19 protein-coding genes and 1 rRNA gene are annotated in these 20430 nt (G+C 39.5%); 8 read left to right on the forward strand and 12 right to left on the reverse strand.

Annotated elements, in window-relative coordinates; genetic code table 11:
- Positions 1 to 4: 4 nt before the first annotated feature.
- The gene (locus H9635_RS17885; RefSeq protein ID WP_191701671.1) at positions 5 to 688 is read left to right on the forward strand and encodes an adenine nucleotide alpha hydrolase family protein; all 684 of its coding nucleotides are present in this window, start codon (positions 5 to 7) and stop codon (positions 686 to 688) included.
- Between the two features lie 55 nt (positions 689 to 743).
- On the opposite strand, the gene H9635_RS17890 is transcribed toward H9635_RS17885, so the two are convergent.
- Positions 744 to 1949, reverse strand: a complete 1206-nt coding sequence (locus H9635_RS17890) for an MFS transporter (protein ID WP_191701672.1) — start codon at positions 1947 to 1949, stop codon at positions 744 to 746.
- Positions 1950 to 2056: 107 nt separating this feature from the next.
- Between H9635_RS17890 and H9635_RS17895 the strand changes: the two genes are divergently transcribed.
- On the forward strand, positions 2057 to 2740 hold the full coding sequence (locus H9635_RS17895; protein ID WP_191701695.1) for a YetF domain-containing protein: 684 nt from the start codon (positions 2057 to 2059) through the stop codon (positions 2738 to 2740).
- 57 nt (positions 2741 to 2797) lie between these two features.
- Here the strand turns inward: H9635_RS17895 and H9635_RS17900 are convergent, their stop codons facing one another.
- The 5 genes from H9635_RS17900 to H9635_RS17920 all read right to left on the reverse strand — a co-directional run bounded on the left by H9635_RS17900 (position 2798) and on the right by H9635_RS17920 (position 6880).
- Positions 2798 to 3580, reverse strand: a complete 783-nt coding sequence (locus H9635_RS17900) for an ABC transporter permease (RefSeq protein WP_191701673.1) — start codon at positions 3578 to 3580, stop codon at positions 2798 to 2800.
- Positions 3567 to 4469 carry an ABC transporter ATP-binding protein gene (locus H9635_RS17905; protein WP_191701674.1) on the reverse strand — a complete coding sequence of 301 codons (903 nt, stop codon included), beginning with the start codon at positions 4467 to 4469 and terminating at the stop codon, positions 3567 to 3569. The genes H9635_RS17900 and H9635_RS17905 overlap by 14 nt, the downstream gene beginning before the upstream one ends.
- Positions 4466 to 4666 carry a PLD nuclease N-terminal domain-containing protein gene (locus H9635_RS17910; protein WP_191701675.1) on the reverse strand — a complete coding sequence of 67 codons (201 nt, stop codon included), beginning with the start codon at positions 4664 to 4666 and terminating at the stop codon, positions 4466 to 4468. Before H9635_RS17910 ends, H9635_RS17905 begins: the two co-directional genes overlap by 4 nt.
- A gap of 1 nt (position 4667) precedes the next feature.
- Positions 4668 to 5756, reverse strand: coding sequence for a helix-turn-helix domain-containing protein (locus H9635_RS17915; RefSeq protein WP_225231390.1), 1089 nt, complete (start codon positions 5754 to 5756; stop codon positions 4668 to 4670).
- Positions 5757 to 5932: 176 nt separating this feature from the next.
- Positions 5933 to 6880 (reverse strand): carbohydrate kinase family protein, encoded by a 948-nt coding sequence (locus H9635_RS17920; protein ID WP_191701677.1) that lies wholly within the window; start codon positions 6878 to 6880, stop codon positions 5933 to 5935.
- 150 nt (positions 6881 to 7030) lie between these two features.
- Here H9635_RS17920 and H9635_RS17925 point away from each other — a divergent pair, with 150 nt between their 5' ends.
- From H9635_RS17925 to H9635_RS17940, 4 genes are all read left to right on the forward strand, one after another.
- Complete coding sequence (locus H9635_RS17925) at positions 7031 to 7591, forward strand: GNAT family N-acetyltransferase (protein WP_191701678.1); 561 nt, start codon at positions 7031 to 7033, stop codon at positions 7589 to 7591.
- 16 nt (positions 7592 to 7607) lie between these two features.
- A complete protein-coding gene (locus H9635_RS17930; RefSeq protein ID WP_191701679.1) occupies positions 7608 to 8531 on the forward strand; it encodes an EamA family transporter in 924 nt (307 codons plus the stop codon).
- Positions 8532 to 8918: 387 nt separating this feature from the next.
- The gene (argH, locus tag H9635_RS17935; RefSeq protein WP_191701680.1) at positions 8919 to 10442 is read left to right on the forward strand and encodes an argininosuccinate lyase; all 1524 of its coding nucleotides are present in this window, start codon (positions 8919 to 8921) and stop codon (positions 10440 to 10442) included.
- Positions 10435 to 11382: an N-acetylglucosamine kinase gene (locus H9635_RS17940; RefSeq protein ID WP_191701681.1), complete on the forward strand. Its 948-nt coding sequence runs from the start codon at positions 10435 to 10437 to the stop codon at positions 11380 to 11382. Before argH ends, H9635_RS17940 begins: the two co-directional genes overlap by 8 nt.
- A 47-nt stretch (positions 11383 to 11429) precedes the next feature.
- Here H9635_RS17940 and H9635_RS17945 read toward each other — a convergent pair whose 3' ends face one another.
- From H9635_RS17945 to ade, 3 genes are read right to left on the reverse strand one after another with little or no spacing between them, the layout of a single operon-like run.
- Positions 11430 to 11798, reverse strand: coding sequence for a YkvA family protein (locus H9635_RS17945; protein WP_191701682.1), 369 nt, complete (start codon positions 11796 to 11798; stop codon positions 11430 to 11432).
- Positions 11799 to 11850: 52 nt separating this feature from the next.
- Entirely contained in the window at positions 11851 to 12588 is a 738-nt protein-coding gene (locus H9635_RS17950; protein ID WP_191701683.1) for a glycosyltransferase family 2 protein, read from the reverse strand.
- A 60-nt stretch (positions 12589 to 12648) separates the two neighbouring features.
- Positions 12649 to 14394: an adenine deaminase gene (gene ade, locus H9635_RS17955; protein WP_191701684.1), complete on the reverse strand. Its 1746-nt coding sequence runs from the start codon at positions 14392 to 14394 to the stop codon at positions 12649 to 12651.
- A gap of 144 nt (positions 14395 to 14538) precedes the next feature.
- Here ade and H9635_RS17960 point away from each other — a divergent pair, with 144 nt between their 5' ends.
- Positions 14539 to 16464 (forward strand): SEL1-like repeat protein, encoded by a 1926-nt coding sequence (locus H9635_RS17960; RefSeq protein WP_191701685.1) that lies wholly within the window; start codon positions 14539 to 14541, stop codon positions 16462 to 16464.
- Positions 16465 to 16522: 58 nt separating this feature from the next.
- On the opposite strand, the gene H9635_RS17965 is transcribed toward H9635_RS17960, so the two are convergent.
- Together H9635_RS17965 and aceA are read right to left on the reverse strand one after the other, a co-directional pair.
- Complete coding sequence (locus H9635_RS17965) at positions 16523 to 17698, reverse strand: pyridoxal-phosphate-dependent aminotransferase family protein (protein ID WP_191701686.1); 1176 nt, start codon at positions 17696 to 17698, stop codon at positions 16523 to 16525.
- A gap of 424 nt (positions 17699 to 18122) precedes the next feature.
- Positions 18123 to 19406 (reverse strand): isocitrate lyase, encoded by a 1284-nt coding sequence (gene aceA, locus H9635_RS17970; protein ID WP_191701687.1) that lies wholly within the window; start codon positions 19404 to 19406, stop codon positions 18123 to 18125.
- 214 nt (positions 19407 to 19620) lie between these two features.
- Here aceA and H9635_RS17975 point away from each other — a divergent pair, with 214 nt between their 5' ends.
- Positions 19621 to 20292 carry a LytTR family DNA-binding domain-containing protein gene (locus H9635_RS17975; RefSeq protein ID WP_191701688.1) on the forward strand — a complete coding sequence of 224 codons (672 nt, stop codon included), beginning with the start codon at positions 19621 to 19623 and terminating at the stop codon, positions 20290 to 20292.
- A gap of 64 nt (positions 20293 to 20356) precedes the next feature.
- Here H9635_RS17975 and rrf read toward each other — a convergent pair.
- Positions 20357 to 20430 (reverse strand): 5S ribosomal RNA (gene rrf, locus H9635_RS19550); the annotation flags it as partial.

A 20430-nucleotide genomic window follows, 5' to 3' on the forward strand; every position in this document is an offset into this window, starting at 1 on the left:
TAAAATGAAACATGTTAAAGGCCGATTGGATGAAAGTATTTTAGTTTGTGTATATTATGGACAAAATGGTGAGCGATTAATTCGCCGTGGACACAAACTTGCGACATTACTCGACTGCCCATTATATGTGCTGACAGTTGACTCAAAGCCGCTTGACGCTTTTGATGCGGAGAAATCCGGTTACATCGAACAGTGGAAAGAACTAACTGATGAGTTGGATGTGGAAGAGTTCTTCATTAAAGATAATGAAAAACGCCCGATTCATAAAGTGATTACAGAAGTGGCAACAAACTATAATATTACGCAAATCATCGTAGGTCAAAGTGCGCAAAGTCGTTGGGAAGAAATTACGAAAGGCTCGTTTTTAAATGTCCTTTTAAAAGAAGTACCTTTTGTTGATTTCCATATCGTTTCGGTTAAACATCCATCAGACGATGAACTGATCGATATTTTTGAAAAAGGCGTTCGCGCTTATTTAATTAAAGAAAACGGTCATTACAAAATCGCTTTCACTTGTCCTAAAACTGCCTTTATCGAAGGTATTTTCTTTAAGGAAATTGGCACCGATTTTGATAATGGAATCTTTAAATTTAATTTTGACAACAAGATGCAGGAAGTAAATATTACCGAAGCACTAGTAACGGATCCGGATCGTATTCCTCCTGCCTGCCGCTTAGAAAACGAATAACATACATTATCCCCCCTCACCGATTCATACGCGAGGGGGGTTTTTTCTTTAAAAATTAGTTTGCCTTTCGAACCTGGTCTCTCGGCAATAAAAATGCAACGAATAATAATAACGTTAAAACAGACACAGCATTCATCGTAAAGTGAATCCCCATCTCATCAATGAGCTTGCCAATGACAATCGAGCCTATTGCCCCCATACCAAATGCGACACCGATTGTTAACCCAGCCATTGTCCCAATTTTAGACGGAACAAGCTCCTGTGCATAAACGACGGTCACAGTAAAGCTAATCATAATAAGCATACCGATAATAATAAGAAAGAGTAATACAGCTGGTAATGGAATAAATGGCAGTGCTAAGCAAAATGGAATAGGTGCTATAACCGATAGCAGTATAATGTTTTTTCTTCCGAAACGATCCGATAAAGGACCTCCAAAAAAGGTTCCTACTACTCCGAATGCCATAAACACGAAAATAAATAGCTGTCCGCGCTCAACACTCATTCCATATTGCTCGATTAAATAAAATACATAAAAGTTCGTAATATTCGTCACATAAAACGAACGGGCAAAAATGAGTAATAGCAAAACAGTAAGCGCCATTTTTACTTGATTTTTTGTTAAAGGCGGCAATGAGGAAACGAGAACCTTCTTTATGTTGGACTTTTTCTCCGCATCAAGCTGACGTTTATACCACATTGAAATTTTTGTTAACAAGAAAATCCCAATGGACGTAAAAATGAGGATATATGCTACACCATTCATTCCAAACGGTAAGATTAAAAAAGCACTTAATAATGGAGCTAACGCCTGTCCACTATTTCCCCCTACTTGATAAATTGACTGTGCCAATCCACGTTTATTCCCTGCCGCCATGAAAGATACACGTGAGCCCTCAGGATGAAAAATCGCAGAACCGATACCTAAAAAGATGACCGACACTAAAATCATCCAGTACTGTCCTGATAAGATCAGCAATGATAGACCAATAAACGAACTGACCATCCCTATTGGCAATGCATAGGGAAATGGCTTTTTATCCGTCATAAATCCTACAGCTGGTTGTAATAGGCTTGCAAATATATTGAGTACGAAAGAAATCATACCAAGCTGGGTAAACGTTAACCCTAAATCACGTTCCAGTAGCGGAAACATCGCCGGTATTACCGCTTGCATCGTATCATTAATTAAGTGACATATCCCGATTGCTACCATAATGGGATAGACAGGATTTGATTGTTTTTCAATTGTAGCCGACATCTGTTTTCACATTCTTTCTATTAGTTAAAATCGCATATTTCCTTTTATGTTTGCCCATGCTATTCGCTATAAGGAGTGATCATAAATTGGAATTAAACTTATTTGAAATGCTCTGGCGTTCAAGTTGTGCATTTTTTGCTATATTACTACTTGCACGCATAATTGGCAAAAAACAATTAAGCCAGCTTACTTTTTTTCATTATGTAACAGGTATTACATTTGGTTCAATTGCCGCGGAAATCTCCGCTCAGGTAGAGACACCTTTTTTGGATGGACTTGTCTCCCTTATATGGTGGGCCCTGCTTACTCTTTTAGTCAGCTTTATTACACTTAAGTCGAAAAAAGCCCGTGTCTTATTTGATGATAAGCCGACAATCGTCATTCAAAACGGTGTTATTCTGAACGATAATCTCAAAAAGGCAAGGCTTCATACGGATGAACTTGCCATGTTACTAAGAGAGCAAAGTATTTTCGGGTTTGATGAGGTGCAGTTTGCTGTCTTCGAAACAAATGGTGAATTAAGTGTGCTGAAAAAACCACTTGCCCGCACTGCTTCAAAACAGGATGTGAATGTTTCAGCTCCTGCACCACAGTATTTACCAACCGAGGTCGTATCAGACGGGAAAATTATTACAAAAAATTTAAATGACCTCCAATTAACAGAAGAATGGCTGCTTAAAAAACTATCCAAGAAAAACTATCATTCCGTTGAAGACCTTTATTATGTTCAAGTTTTAGAAAACGGCTCACTTTATATTAGCGTCAAAAATGCCAGTCCGCCTTCCTCATAAAATTTCCCTTAATTAAAAAAGAGAGACCGATTTAAAACGTCGGTCTCTACTGAATAATTAGATCTTTAGTTGGCCCATATTTTTTCGGCTCATGACTATACCAAGAATACTGGACAAAATCGTCAGACCCACAACCATAAGTACTGTAAGCCAATAAGTTTTCAAAAGTACACTATCTGTTAGAAGCGCTATTCCATAATTCGCAAGCTTCCATGGTGTTAAACTCCAAAAAGCCCCAAAAAGTGAATCGATAAACAAACCTAACGATATAATTACAATCGTAACGGCTGCTGCAATCGATGTGTTGAATGCCGCACTCATTGCAACGGTTACAGCCATGACAAATAGTAACCATAAACAATACGTCCCCAACATCGCAAAAAACTTCATCCATTCTACAGTCCCATACAACAATGCAGTATAATACATACTCCCCGCATAGCCGGCAATCGCACTAATCATAGCGATGATGCTTGCTACCATCCATTTACTCATATACATTGCCGTAAAAGAAACAGGTCGTACATAGATGAGCGTTGCCGTTCCATTTTGGCGTTCCCGGCTGAATATACCAATATAAGCTGCTATTAAGACGAGTAAACCAATCGACTGAAACTGACCCGTCGAAGCCATTAAAAGGTCGGCTGGCTGTAATTCAGGCATCGTCAACATAAACCCTTCCGGCATATTGCCGACAGCTTTTAAAATATCCTCCATAAAGTAATTCATTATTGGGTCACTAATTCCAAGCAGTATAAATACGAGCGGTATCCATAGTAGTTTAAAGCTCCGTACACTTTCACGCCATTCCTTTAAAAAAAGTGCTTTAAATTGTTGCATTCTCGCCAGCCACCTTCATAAAGATTTCTTCCAAGCTTGCTGTCTCTCTTTCCACCTTCAATACTTCACACGGTGAAACAGCAAGCTGGTATAAAAGCTGCTGCATAGTCGGACGATCTTCCAAAATCTCAACATAGACAATATTTCTCGCCCTTTGAGTTTGAAATGCCGTTTGTTCCGTAAACTGCTGTGCTTCGTTCTCATGAGAAAACGTAATTTTATAGCGTGGCTCCTGAAATTTTTCCTTTACTCGCTGCAATGAGCCTTGCTCTACTAATTGTCCGTCACGTAAAAACAATAGTTGATCCGTCATTTCCTCTGCATCATTTAAAATATGTGTCGAATACAATATCGTCGTTTGCTCCTGCACTTCCTTAAGCAAATTCATTACTTCACGACGCCCTACAGGATCCAGTGCGGATACCGGTTCATCCAATAATAAAAGTTTTGGCTTATGAACGAGTGCCTGTGCAATACCCAACCGTTGCTTCATTCCACCTGAAAAAGTGACGGTTTTCTTATTCATGGCGCCCTCTAACCCAACAAACGAAAGCATCTTTTTGCACTCACTTTTTAAAGTACGTTTATCAAGATTACTTAAACTCGCCACCATTTCCATATACTCCAGCGCAGTCAGCCACGAGTAGAATTGTGGATATTGCGGCAAAAAGCCGATTGCACTACGCATATCTTTTATATTAGGCATAATAATTTTTCCACTTGTCGGCTCCATTAAATGGGCTAGCATCGAAAGCGCAGTTGTCTTCCCAGCACCATTTGGACCAATTAGTGCTGTAGACGTATGCATTGGTAATGAAAACGATAGGCCATCTACTACTTTTTTGGGGCCAAACTGCTTTGTTAAGCCTTCCACTTCAATACATATCATTGGTTTTTACGTCCAAAAAGAAAATACGCAATTGGCCCAAGCGTATTAACAAATAGTGACACGACAATCCAAAACCATTTTGGTCCGCGGGTTTCATGAATACGAATAATATCAACAATCGCTACTGCCGCCAACACAAACTGCAATACTAATAGCGGGGCAATCAATCCCCAAGGAATATTTGATAAAGCTTCCATCTTACAATTCCTCCTCTAATTTTAAATGATGCTTCAAATTAACGATTAAATTTTTATAACGTACATCTTGCTGGACATTCGCTAACATCGGATTATTGGTGATACCATCTATTATTGACCGTCTTATTGTTTCCTCATCACGGGGGGCTTGCGAACTAAGCATTACTTCCCTTGCAATCCACCCGTCCAGTAAATAAAAATAATCATCGCCTACAAGCTGAAGAGGGAAATTAATTTTCATACAAATTTTCACATAGCACTCAACACAACGAAGGGCCTGCTCTATATTATTTTGTGCTGCATATCCGCTTGAAGCACGTATATAAAATAGGAGTGCTGTATGAGCATTTAATTTTCCAATATTAAAGGTTTCGATCATTGTTTCGATACGGCGAACGGATTGTTCAAAATATGCCTCATTGTCTGCTTCTAACATTAATGCTTCACTCGCATTTGAAATGACACATAACAATTGCTGGTACATATTGACCTGGAAAATTTCCTTCGCCTTCTCCGTGTTGCCGAGCATCATTTGGGCTGTTGCGATTAACTGTTCATTCCCTAGCTGAATAATTGCATCTTCTCCTAAAAGCTCAAGTACTTGTTGGGGCTCCCCTTTTAAAATATACGTAAGGGCCTCCAGTAAATTTGCTTCATTTGTCAGTTTATAATCTCCACTAAACTCCTTTACACGGATGCAAAGTCCTTGGATTTTTTTAGTTACCTGCTCTTTGTCATCGGCCTTGTTGAAATAATTCACATAAAGTTGCGCCATCTTCAGCAAAAAAGGAAAGCAGGAATAGTATTCCTCAATCAGTAACTCGATAGTCCTATCTACCTCTTCAAATGGCTCTTTCGAAAAGCGTCTTGCCAACTCCTCATACATATTCATAATCCGCTCATTCGTCAACTGTGGTTTATACCCTAACAATTCATCAATCGATACGTTAAAATATGTTGCAAGCTTTGGCAATATTGATATGTCGGGATAACTTTGCCCTTTTTCCCATTTCGACACAGCTGCTCTGGAAACCCCCATAAAACGAGCAATATCCTCTTGTGTTACATTTAATTTTTTTCGATTATTCATAAAAATGGTCGCAAATTGAAAGTTATCCATCCCTTCACCTCTTAACCTAATTATAAGAAGAAATGATATGTTTTTATAGCGACTAATTGTTTCAATTTAATGATTTTGTCAACTAATGGTTTCTTCATAACAAAAAAACAGGCTGTCCAATAGCTAGACACCCTGCATATTTTCTACTATTTAATTAAATGTTTTATATCTTCATAGTTTGGCAGTGCAGTTAATGCACCCGCTTTTGTTGCAGCCATTGCGCCTAGCTTATTACCAAATGCCACACAGTCTACTAAATCCTCTTTCACTGTTGGCAGTCCATTGAAATGAACATAGCGCAGAACGCCTGCCATAAACGCATCTCCAGCACCTGTTGTGTCTACTGGAACAACCCGGTCAACAGGAACATGTGTAACTTCACCATTGAGTACAGCATATGCACCGTCAGCCCCTACTGTAATTAAAACAATCGGTACTAATAGCTCGTCCAGCTTTTGTAAGCCTTCTTCAATTGTTGTTGTTTCTGTTAAGAAAAACAACTCTTCATCTGTTAGCTTTAAAATGTCGGCATCTTCAAAAAATGATGCAACCGTTTCGCGGCAAATTTCTTCGGATTCCCAACGTAATGGACGAATATTCGCATCGATGGCGATAATCGCTCCTTTATCCTTAGCCATTTCTACAGCAGCACGTGTCGTTTTTAAAGCTGTTTCTTCAAACATTGTTCCTGAACATACATTTAAAATAGAAGCACGCTTGAAAGCTTCCTCATTCAATTGCTCAGGTGTTACTTGTAAATTCGGCGTCTCATCGACATAATCTTTAAATACTCGCTCACAGTTTTCTGTTAAATGCACGTATACTCCACTTACACGCTTTTTCGCATCAAATACTGCAAAATCTAAATTGACGCCTTCTTTTGAGATCTCCTGGCGACAAAATTCCGATGTTTCGTCATCCCCTGTAATGGTAATAAGGGCTGACGGAGCACCAATTCGACTAATTCCCGCGGCTACATTGATTGTTGCGCCACCCAAAAACTTCGTGAATGACGTATTCGTTTTGTCATTTGCAATATAATCAACGAATGCATCTCCATAAACTAAGATGAATTCTTTGTCTAATTGACTCATTAATTGTCTAACCTCCGACGTTTTATGTTCTTACTAATTTACCATAGAAAAGAACGATTTATAAAACTTTATACTATTCTGACACTAATCGTTTTTTCGCTTACTATATTTATTTCTGTTATACTGTGTTTCGGTAAGGAGAGGATTTTGATGACGATTATTATTCGAAATGCGGAAATAAAAGATGCCGCTGCTATTGCCCCTTTAATTTATGACGCTATTGGCGACATTGCAAATAATTTGACTGGACAAGACGTCCCTCAAAAAATATTAGCATCTTTAGAACAGTTAGTTACAGAAACAACGAATCGACATAGCTATTTAAATACATACGTAGCTGAGAGAAATGACGAAATATTGGGGATTGTCGTGTTATATGACGGACATCTTGGGAAAAAGCTGGATAGTCAACTGGAAGCACAGCTAGCTGAAAAAGGCATCCATATTACGTTAGATGTTGAGGCTCATATGGATGAATATTATATTGATACAATTTGTGTTTCTAAAGATGCACGCGGTCTTGGTATTGGAACGCGCCTTTTGCAGTTTGCTGAACAAAAGGGTAAGCAATTAGGCTACAGCAAAATTTCTTTAAATGTGGAATTGGAGAAGATTGATGCTAGACGCTTATATGAACGGATGGGCTACTCTACAACCGAAAGCTGGACAATTATTAACGAACCATTTCATCATATGGTGAAATCGCTATAGAATAGGAAGAAACACAATGAAACAAAATTGGATTTACTCACTGCTTGTTGTTATTGCGGCAAGCAGTTATGGCGTACTATCTACTATAGTAAAAGTTGCCATGCAGCATGGCTATACAACAGCAGAAGCTGTCACTAGCCAATATTTTTTCGGCTTTTTAATGGCCCTTTTATTATTTATTTTAACACAGCGAACATTACCGAACATTACAAAGTCCGGTGCAGTGACCCTTATCTTTGCCGGTATATTTACTGCCCTTACAGGAATTGTCTACGGTCAATCGCTAAATTATTTACCGGCCTCACTAGCGGTCGTCATGCTTTTCCAATTTACTTGGATTGGACTCTTTATGAATTGCTTCGTAAGTAGACGATTACCGAGCCGTATTGAGCTATTCTCTTTAGCCTTCTTACTTGCGGGAACGATTTTAGCCGCTGGTATTATCGATGTAGATTTGTCCCAAATTGCTTGGCAAGGATGGGCACTAGGCTTAGCAGCTGCTTTTACTTTTGCCGCCTTTCTACAGATTAATGCCCGTAAAGTTGAGGGTGTGACAATGGTTGGTAGAACATTTATTTTATCCGTTATTGCGCTCCTTGTTATTTCAATCTTTTTAACACCTGAAATTATCTGGAACGGGCAATTAGGTACCGGACTATGGAAGTTTGGGATGGCACTTGGTTTATTCGGTATTATTTTACCTATTTTATTATTCTCGATTGCTGCACCTAAAGTTGGCGGAGCACTCGTTTCAATTTTAAGTGCGATGGAACTGCCGGTAGCCATTATCGTATCCGTCCTTGTATTAAATGAAAGCCTAACGATGATTCAAGTTGGCGGAATTATTCTCGTTTTATTCGGCATGGTATTGCCTTCCTATTTTACTGCAAAGAAAATGCGTGCAATAGAAAAGAAGAACAATGAAACGAACTCCATTTAAAAGAGCTGTTGTCTGTATTTTTACAGGCAGCAGCTTTTTTAGTTGCAGAGCTTTAATTTTATTTGAACAAATGTTGTAGATATTAGAAACTTCTTCGGTGATATTAGAACATCTGTACCCTTTTATAGAAATTTTCCATCACTTATTTGAACAACTGAAATAGATTTTAGAAAATCAGGTCTTTATTAGAACTTTTATGCATATATTAGAAGATTTTAAATAATTATTAGAAAATTTAACCATATTTAATGAAGTAGTAATTCTATTTGAATTATAGGCCAGAATACTTATTCTCATTAATTATTATAATTGATTAAATTTTCCAACAATTGTAGAATGAAAGTATTACCTAGTAGTTTCTATCATTTGATTGGAGGCCCATTCATCATGTTTTTTCAAAATTTCCGCGATCAAGTAAACGAGAAAGAAGGTATTTTATTTCCTTCCAACAGTTATCGTCAAATGGTTCTACAGCCTGCGTATGACGAAGCACGTAAGCACTTTTTAGATGCAATGCTTCAAATTCATATTGCACACTTGAAAATGTTAGAGGAGCAGGAGCTAGTAACCACAGATGAAGCACGTCGAATTGGGCAAGCCATACAGAAATTGGACCTGGAATATTATAAAACACGCGATTATAATCCACAGTTTGAAGATTTATTTTTCCGTATTGAAAATAAATTAATTGAACTCGGTGGCGATATTTCAGGAAATTTACATATTGGCCGCAGTCGAAACGATATGGGAATTGCTATTTATCGCATGACATTACGCAAAAAGATGCTGACCCTTATGCAGGAGCTTATAAATTTACGCCATTCTTTAATTCTGTTTGCCGAGGAACATGTCGAAACGATCATGATTGGCTATACACATACCCAGCAAGCACAGCCGACAACGTTTGCCCACTATTTAAAAGCGGTTATTGACCAATTGACTCGTGACTATAAACGGATGCAGGCTGCCTACGAGAACATTAACCGCAGTAGCATGGGCGCTGCCGCTTTAACAACAACGGGCTTCCCTATTAGCCGCGAACGGGTGCAGGAGCTTCTTGCCTTCGATGATTTAATTGAAAATGCATGGGATGCCGTTGCTGGCGCTGACTATATTGCCGAAGCAGCCAGCACTGTACAACTTGCCGCTTTAAACTTAGGGCGTACATCACAAGACTTTTTATTGTGGGCAACACAGGAGTTTAATGCTTTTAAGCTTGCGAGCCCATATGTACAGATCAGTTCAATAATGCCTCAAAAGCGAAATCCTGTTTCTATTGAGCATACACGTTCCCTACTATCTTCTGTTGTAGGGGATGCAAGTACGGTTTTACAAATGGTTCATAATACACCCTTTGGAGACATCGTTGATACAGAGGATGATATGCAGCCCTATTTATGGCGGGCAATTGACCGTTTAGTCGGAATTTATAAGTTGTTTGGAAGCTTGATTGTGACAATGGATGTAAACAAAGAAAATCTGCTAAAGCGTGCGCAAAACAGTTTTGCCAACGTAACAGAGCTTGCGGATTCTCTTGTTCGTTCAGAAAATATTTCATTCCGCCAATCCCATAAAATTGTAAGTCTTTGTGTGCGAGAGCTTATAGCAAATAATGAAGAATCGCTTGCAAGCCTAACGTGGGACTTAGCAAATGAGAAATGCCTTGAAATTACAGGGAAGCCTCTCCAAATAAATGAAATTGCCTTTTATCAAGCCATTCAACCTGAATACTTCGTCAATATCCGCACTTTGAAAGGGGGTCCTGCCCCTGTGACGATGAGAAAGTCACTTGTACAGGCGCAGGATGACTCTGTACCGCTTGAAAACTGGCTACGGGAAAAAACAGAATCAATTTTACAGGCAGAAGAGCAATTAGATAAATTTTTAAAGGGGTGGACGACTAATGAATGAACAATTTATTTTAGCTGTTGACGGTGGCGCAACAAAAACGGTTATGACAATTCGTTCGTCAGAGGGACGCGAGTTATTTTCCGCAACCTCTACTAGCTCGAATTATCAAGCGGCAGGAATTGAACATGTACAACATGTATATACAGGATTACTAAGAAGTGCAGCAGCCCATTTACCGAGTCTATTTATCGATGTGGCGGTATTTGCCATTTCTGGGGTTGATACGGATCAAGATAAAAAAATTATCGAAGAAATTATTGAAGAAAGTATCGCACGCTGTCCATTCACTTTTGGTCACGTTATTATTGAAAATGATGTGGAAGCGACATTAAAAGGATTAGGTCATCATGATGTGAGTTTACTCATTTCAGGGACTGGAGCCATATGCTATAGCTATATGAATAACAGAATTATCCGTGCAGGAGGTTGGGGTCATCGCGTTGGGGATGAAGGTAGTGGCTACTGGATAGGTAAGCATATCGCCAAGGCCATTTTCCGCGCTGCAGACGGTCGCAATAAGCCGACTGCATTAACAGAGCTTGTTTTAAAAGGCCATCACGTAAACAGTACGGATGAACTGTTTAACTTAATCTATTCCCCGGATTATACGAATGCACGGTTAGCAAGCTTAGGTTCCTATTTACAGCAGGCGGTGGACATGGACGATGCAGTTGCCCATAAAATTATGCTTAAAGCGGTGGACGAACTTGTATTACTAGCAGCAACAACGTTAAAAAATGCCGGCTATGCAAATGAAGTGCATACACTGTTCTTAAATGGCGGTGTATTGAAAAACAATCCGAGCATAATGAATGGAGTCATCACACAACTTGAACAAACGCATCCAAATCTAACTGTAAAACTATGTGAAGAAAAACCAATAGAATCTATTTTCAATCGAGGCTTACGGGAAATTAACGGGACCCTCTATATCAACTAAAAACAAAGAGGTCAAGTACGATGAAAATCGCCTTGACCTCTTTTTACTTACTGCGCCTCAAATTTCGAATCAATCATTTGCTTCGCTTCCAACTTCATTTCATCAGTAATAGATAGATACACTTTTCCAAGCGCAGTTAAAATAATAAACGCATCATCCGTCAAACCAACTAGCGGTAAAAAGTCGACAATTAAATCAATCGGAAAAATGAAATAACCGAGCGCCCCCAGAACAATCAGTTTATTCGCTTTCGACATATCCGGGCTACGTAATGCCACAAAAAGTGTAGCTGCTGCATGCATTGCTTTATAGCCTAAACCGCCACCGAATTTTTTAAATTTATTGAGGAATTTATTTTCTGAATAGTGTTCTTCCTGACCATCGATCATTTTATCAAAATTAAATTGTTCAGCCATTATTTCTCTCCTCCATTCTCCCTATATATTCCCTTAATTTTGCTGTTTGTAATCATTTACGTTTCCGCTTTGAAGATAATTCTTTTGGCATTTTGCCTTTACGAAGAAAGTTTAACCAAAGTTGCTGGAAAATTTTCGTCGGATCCAATACTTCGTCATAATAAGTTATCGAGTTTTTCCGGAGTTTGGCATAACCGATAGGTACTTCATATAAAGGGACATTTCGTTTAATCGCTTCAATGAGCATATTCGTGTCATAGTTAAAGGACTCCCCTTTTACTTTTGACAGCCAAGATAAATGCTCCCTCGGAATAAAACGTAAACCAGTCTGAATGTCGAGTAGACGTTTATGTATAAATAGCTCAAACAATATCGAATTCGCACGGTTTTGAAGTTTACTTAAAAAAGGATAGTCTGAAGCTTTAAAATCGCGAACACCTAGTATAATCCCATCCGAGAAAATCTTTGTACTTGAAAGCACTTGCTCTACATCCAATACAGAATGCTGACCATGTGCACCTACTGTAATAATACCTTTTGGCCGTTCTGCAGATTTTAATATGTATTCCATCCCCGTTTTCAGCGAACGACCTTTTCCTAAATTCTTTTCATGCGTTAAAACAATGCAGTTTTCCTGCTTTAATTGCTCAAATGTACTGTTATATCTTTTATCACTGCCATCATTGATAACAATAATGCCTGCAAGTGGCAGTGCCTGTAATTTCCGAACAAAGTCTACAACTGCGGGTAACGGGTTCAATGCTGGTATAACAACTATGACTCGATCCATTTTGCATGCTCCTTAGAAATAGAGATATTCCCTAAATTCTATCGGTTAATGCTGGAAAATTCAATGAGATTCCCCACCGTCAGTTATTTCTACCGGAATATGCTTAAACGCTTTCACATCGAATAAGCCCGTATCAGTTAGCTTAATATCCGGAATGACCGGCAAAGCTAAAAAGGACAATGTTAAAAACAAATGATAATTAAGTGTAGGATGAATAATATGAAGTGCTTCATGTAATTTTTGAAGTTCCAATTTCGCTTCTTCTGCTGAACAATCCGTCATAAGCCCTCCGATAGGTAAAATCAACGAAGCAATGATCTCTCCTTCATTTACTATGACCAGTCCACCTTGCATTTCCTGAAGTGCATTGAGTGCTACGAGCATATCATCATCATTTGTTCCAACGACAATTGCATTATGGGAATCGTGGGCAATCGTTGTTGCTACCGCCCCGCTTTGTATGCCGATCCCTTGTACAATGGCCACTGCCTTTGTTCCTAAATGATGGTGGCGCTCCACAACCGCAAGCTTCAGCAAATCCTTTTTAACAGAAGGAATAAATTCCCCATTCACTACATCAACATTTGCTTCAATCCGCTTCGTAATTAATTGATTAGGAACGATTTGCATTACATTTGCTCTATTTCCTTTAAACGGCAAGCGTAAATCCTCTTTTAATAGCTTTGGTAAATGCATCGAATGTAAAATAGACGTTTCAATAATAGATTTTTCCGGAGCCGCAGTAATCATTTTGCCATGTTCAGCAACCTTTTTGCCGCCCTTCCATACAGCTAAAGCTTTCATCGTCTGTAGGTTATCTACTAATAAAAAGTCTGCGTCAAATCCTGTAGCGACTGCCCCTTTATTATTTAAGTGGTAACATTCGGCAGCATTTAATGATGCCAGCTGAATTGCGAGTAATGGATCCATACCTTGTTCAATGGCAAGAGCAACAGCATAGTTTATGCTCCCTTGTTCTATAAGCTCATCCAAATGTTTATCATCGGTGCAAAATGCAAATCGCCGCGCATTAGCAACTGTCACAGCAGGTAATATCGCTTTTAAATTTTTAGCAGCAGAACCTTCGCGAATCAACACATACATCCCTTGTTCCACACGATCTAGCGCCTCTTCTGCTGTTACACATTCATGATCAGTAGCAATCCCTGCAGCACGGTACCCACGAATTTGCGCACTAGTTAAACCTGCACCATGCCCATCTATAATCATCCCAGCATCTTGTGCAAGCTTAAGCTTTGAAAGCATCCCTTCCTCACCGTTTAAGACAGCAGGAAAGTCCATTACTTCTGCCAGCCCTAACACACTCTCATGATGAACAAACTCCGCTAAATCTTTTGCTGTTAATACAGCCCCTGCATTTTCAAAGGATGTCCCCGGCACGCTGGATGGCAGCATATAATAAATATCCATTTCAACATCTTCTATTTCCCGCAACATAAACTCCAGGCCAGCTTTTCCAGCAACATTGGCAATTTCGTGCGGATCTGTTACGACAGCCGTCACACCATGAGGAAGGATAATCCGGTTGAATTGCTTCGGTGCCAGCATGGAAGACTCGATATGTATATGGGCATCAATAAAACCCGGCACAATATACTTTCCACTTGCATCAATAATTTCATCCGCTTCAAATTCACCTGGTTCGGAGATAGCAATGATTTTCCCGTCAGCTACTACGACGTCCCCCTGTCGCCAGCGAAGATTAAATACATCTGCTATTTGTGCATGTTGAATAATGAAATCTGCTTTTTCCCTTTTTTGCGATTTATCTATAATCCGTTTCATACTGTCCCTACCACCCATCCAGTTGTTTTCCAATTATCATACAATATTTTCTATATTATTGGTGTTATAAATGCTCCCTATTCATTTTTAATCTTCCTCTCCGATAAAAAGATTACTTAGTGTTATTGAAGGGAGTGAATATTTATGGTAAATCGTGACTTACTTACAAAAGTTATTAATTCAATTCCGGAAACACATCGCCCTTTAGCAGAAGCACTGCAGGGTTCTGCCCGTTACACCATTTCCAACCCTATGCTCTCTTTAAAGAAATCTAATATTACGCTCCGCATGATCGTACGGGATTTATATGCAAAGGAGATGCAGAAGGACGGAACAGAAAGTGAATTACGTACCCTCCTGAACAATAAACACTTTATCGAAAAAATAAAACCCCGCCGCATGTATTTGCTCATGAATTTAATTCTGAAAATGACCGAAGCCCAGTCAAATGATTTAATTGATACGAAGGCTGCAAAAATCGTGCTGGATTATTTAATGGATTTAACCAGCTGGTACACAAAACAGTTGGTAACAGAAGAAAAGTTATCACTACCATTTGAAATCGAAAGCCTCACTCCCTCTTCTTTCGGGAAGTTAGATTTGCCGGCCTATGATTATGAAGCGGCCGCTAAATGGTTTTTAATTGCTGCAGAAAAAGGCAATACCATTGCACAATACAATCTCGGCGTTTTATACAATCATGGCAAAGGTGTCCCTCGCAATTTAAAAGATGCGGCAAAATGGTACTCTTTAGCTGCTGAAAAGAGGGATAGTAACGCACTGTATGCACTTGGCATCTTGTATCAGCTCGGGCAAGGTGTTGAACAGGATGAAAAAAAGGCAGCCGAATTATATGAACTAGCTGCAAACGCAGGAAATGCAGATGCCCAGTATAATCTCGGTTCGCTATATAATCAGGGGACTGGTGTTTTGCAAAATTATGAAACAGCTGCACAATGGTATAAAAAAGCGGTCCAGCAAGGAAACACAAGCGCCATGAATAATCTAGGTTTCTTATATCATAAGGGACAGGGCGTAGAACAAAACTACGAAAAGGCTGCAGACCTCTTTTTACAGGCAGCCAAAATAGGAGATGCTAGTGCGCAATATAACCTAGGCTATTTATATACAAAAGGCGATGGTGTCAAAATTTCCTATAACGATGCAGCTTGCTGGTATTTATCAGCCGCTATTCAAAATCATACGAATGCTCAATTCCAACTCGCATTACTTTATAAATCAGGTCAAGGCATCGGTCAAAGTGAGGAAGAGGCGATTAAATGGCTGACACTCGCGGCAAATAACGGCCATACAAATGCCCAATATACTCTCGGTCTTATTTATAAGCAACAAAATACAACGCTTGCCCAAATAAATGCCTTAGAATGGTTACTAAAAGCTGCCTCAAGCGAACATATTAGTGCAAACTATGATTTAGGTATGCTTTATTTAGAAACCGGTGCTACAGAAACAGCGGTAAAATGGTTGAAACGCGCAGCTATTCAGAACCATGCAAAAGCACAGCTTCAGCTTGGGCTTTTTTACCTTGGTGATGAACACCATTTACCGTATTATCAAGAGGCACTTAAATGGTTTTACGCAGCTGTTAGCAAAAATGAGGCGGAAGCTGAATACCAGCTTGGATTACTTTACGAAAAAGGACTCGGTACTTCTGTCAATTATGATGAAGCCCGCCGCTGTTACCGCTCCGCAGCAGAACAAGGACATCTCCATGCACAATATCAGCTCGGCAATCTGTTTGATAAAGGACTTGGGACAAAGCAGGATTACACCGAGGCATTTAAATGGATTCAACAAGCCGCACAAAAGGGGTATCCAAAAGCACAATTTCAATTGGGCCAAATGTATGCAAATGGCGAAGGAATAACGAGAGATTATCAAGAAGCCGCTAAATGTTATCGCCTCGCCGCTTTGCAAGGACATACTAAAGCCCAGTTCCAACTTGGAATGCTCTATAAAAAAGGACTTGGCGTAACACAAGACTATACAGAAGCAACACGCTGGTTAAAACAGTCGATGGAACAAAGTATGAGTGAGCCATCATTCTGACTTCATCATAAAAAGGGTGCTAAAATTACTTTTTAGCACCCTTCTATCTTCTATAAACTTAACTTTTTACTGTTGTCTGTTCAATTTGCTGTGAGAACACCTTTTTCGCTTCTTCGATATTTACTTCTATATTCTGTTCTTGCAATGCTTCACCGATCGCAATAATGGCCTGCTGTAGCATCTCGGAAGTCGCATTACCCATATGTCCCATACGGAATGCTTTTCCAGCCAAATGAGCTAACGAGCCTGCTACAATAACGCCTCGACTTGCAAGGCTTGCACGAAACTTCCCGTCATCCACCCCTTCAGGATATAAAATGCAGCTTAATGTCGGTGCCGCTACTTCTTCCTCTGCAAGTGGTGTCATGCCATATGAACGTAACGCTGTACGCACCGCTTTTCCATAGGCAATATGTCGAGCTTCGCGCTTTTCCATGCCTTCCTCCAATACAATTTTCAATGCAACATCATATGCATAAATTAAATTTACTGGTGGTGTCGCAAAATACATCGCTGGGTTTTCCATAATATTGCGCCAGTTATGTATATCCGCATAATACGCAGGAACTGTCCCAATTTGTTCACGGGCGGCCAAAGCCTGTTGACTAAAGGCAACGATTGCAAGACCTGGTGGAATACCAATCGCTTTTTGTGACCCTGTTAAGACGATATCAATCTTATAATCTTCCTCCCCATACGATTTGCCCATATCCTCTTGAAGCGCTGCCGTCGCTACGACACCATCCACAATTACAAGCGCACCCGATGCTTTAATAATTGGAATAAGCGTATCTAAATCGGAAGCAACACCTGTTGATGTATCTGCATGTGTAATCGTGACTGCCTTATATGACTTTGCTTTTACCGCTTCTTCAACAAGTTGCGCATCCACACGTTCCCCCCACGTAGACTGTAGCACGTCGACTTCAATACCAAATGCCTTTGCCAGTGGTGTAAAACGATCACCAAAATAGCCATGGCTAATGACTAAAAGACGTTCACCTTTAGCAACAGTGTTTACAATAGCCATTTCCATTGCCAATGTACCAGAGCCCGCTACTACATACACCTCTCCATCAGTATTAAAAAGCTTTTTCGTATTCGTAATTGCATTTTTAAATATTTCCACAAAACGAGGATCTGTATGTCCTCTCGTTTCACTTGCCAACGCATCATAAATTTCATCCATTACAGGTGTTGGTCCAGGTACAAGTAATAGTTCTTTATTTTTCATATAAACGGCTCCCCTATTAGTTAGTAATTAAAAGCTCCTCAAATAAACGCCTATCTACTAAAATGGAAAATGCCTTTCCAGCCCCATCCAAGCTAGAAAGACATATTTCCATTTATACAAAACCCCTAAGTTTGCTTCTATTTATGGGAGGCAATCCCATTCTAAACCGCGGTCCAATTCGATTTAGATTGTATCGTAGTTAAAATGTTCAAGTTCAAAATCCAAAATCCTATCTCTTTTCCCCAACCTTCGTATTGCTTTCGAAATCGCCCTTTTGCATAGCGGTTATCTACTAAGTGCTATATCCCCGATAACACTTTGAATAGGAAGAGCGGGTAAAAAGAGATAAATTATTATTTATAGAGCAGTTCCCCGTTTATGAATTATTTTCATAATCCTACCCTTTTAAAAAGTCTATACCTTATTAAGCAAATTGCTCAGTCTCAGTAGAACCAGACATAGCAGTTGTCGATGATGTACCGCCTGAAATTGTTTGTGATACTTCATCAAAGTAACCAGTACCTACTTCACGTTGGTGACGAGTTGCAGTATAACCTTTAGACTCTGCAGCAAACTCAGCTTGTTGTAGCTTAGAGTAAGCAGCCATTCCATTGTCTTTGTAGTCATGCGCAAGCTCGAACATACCAAAGTTTAAGCTGTGGAAACCTGCAAGTGTGATGAATTGGAACTTGTAGCCAAGCTTCCCTAATTCACGTTGGTACTCTGCAATTTCCTCATCTGATAATTTAGCTTTCCAGTTGAATGATGGCGAGCAGTTGTACGCTAACATTTTCCCTGGGAATTCAGCGTGAATTGCAGCAGCAAACTCACGAGCTTCTTCTAAAGATGGGTGAGATGTCTCACACCAAATTAAGTCTGCATATGGTGCATAAGCTAAACCACGAGCAATTGCTTGCTTAATACCTGGTTTTGTACGGTAGAATCCTTCTGGAGTACGTTCACCTGTTAAGAATTCTGCATCGCGTGGGTCAATATCAGACGTTACCATGTCAGCAGCGTCAGCATCAGTACGAGCGATTAAGATTGTATCAACACCCGCAACATCCGCAGCAAGACGTGCAGCAATTAAGTTGCGTACTGCGTTTTGAGTAGGTAATAATACTTTACCACCTAAGTGACCACACTTTTTCTCAGAAGCTAATTGGTCTTCTAAATGGACACCAGCTGCACCAGCTTCAATCATCCCTTTAACTAACTCAAATACGTTTAATGGACCACCAAAGCCTGCTTCAGCATCAGCCACAATTGGTGCAAACCAGTCGAAGCCATCATCGCGACCTTCAGCATGATCAATTTGATCAGCACGTTGTAAAGCTTGATTAATGCGCTTTACTACTGCTGGTACAGAGTTTGCTGGATATAAAGATTGGTCCGGATACATTTGTCCAGAAAGGTTCGCATCAGCCGCTACTTGCCACCCCGATAAGTAGATTGCTTTTAAACCTGCCTTTACTTGCTGTACTGCCTGATTCCCCGTTAAAGCACCTAAAGCATTGATAAACGGCTCTTCATGTAATGAATTCCATAAACGAGCAGCTCCACGCTTTGCTAATGTTTGCTCTTGGATGAATGAACCTTGTAACTTTACAACCTCTTCAGCTGTATAGCCACGCTCAATTCCCTCCCAGCGTTTATTTTCTGCCCATTCTTTTTGTAAAGCTTCAATTCTTTCTTGACGTGTTGACATGATAAATTTCCACCTTCCCCATTGTGTATGAAAATTCTGTTAGGAAAATTTGCTATCCCCTGTTCCATAACAGAACATCTTGCTGTAATATAATGTATAACAGAACGATTTACTTTTCATTATTTTCTGACAAATTATGTTTAATTAAGGATGAGTTGTCTTATTTAAAGGACGAAACATATTTAGGCAATAATACAGAAGGAGTGGATTTACCTTGTCATTACAAAAAATTGATGTCGAAAAAGATATTTTTAATCAGTACAAAACTATTTTAGAAGACTGGATTCCAACAGATGCATCGATAGCAATAGCAGTAAATAACACTTATATTTATTTCAGTACTGGCCATCACCAATTCACATTAAAGATAGGCTCTGCTGTTCCAGAAGACAGTATTGCTTTCCAAGTTCTCCAGACAGGACAAAAAACAGATGCAGTCATGGAAAGTACACTTTTTGAGACACCTTATTATGCAATCGGTTATCCCATCCTTGTAAACGGAGAGCAAGGGGCTTTAATTGTTGTTCTTCCTCCCCTTTTTACTATAAAGAAACCGGATACTTACAAATTTTTAACAGGCAAGCAAGTAGAAGACTGGATGCCTATTCCTATTGATCAAATTTCACATATTGAAAGCCTTCAAAAACGAACTTGGTTTTATTCTCAAGGGGAACAATACAAAACGGCTGTCACCTTGAAAGAATTACAGACAAGGTTGCCGTCCAACTTTATCCGCATTCATCGATCTTGTATTATTAATATTTACTATATAAAGAAAATCTCACGGGATTTAACTTCCAACTTTATTGTTCAGCTAAGTGAGGGGACAGAATTACCAGTAAGTCAATCTTACATTAATAATTTACGGGAGGTTTTGGAATTTTAACATCTTCAAATAGGGGGAATTAGACATAAAAAAACCACTGATTTCTCAGTGGTTTTTTTCGTGTGCGAAGCGACGTCCTACTCTCACAGGGGGAAGCCCCCAACTACCATCGGCGCTAAAGAGCTTAACTTCCGTGTT

It is taken from the genome of Solibacillus faecavium (assembly GCF_014836905.1).
In the GTDB taxonomy this organism is placed as follows: domain Bacteria; phylum Bacillota; class Bacilli; order Bacillales_A; family Planococcaceae; genus Solibacillus; species Solibacillus faecavium.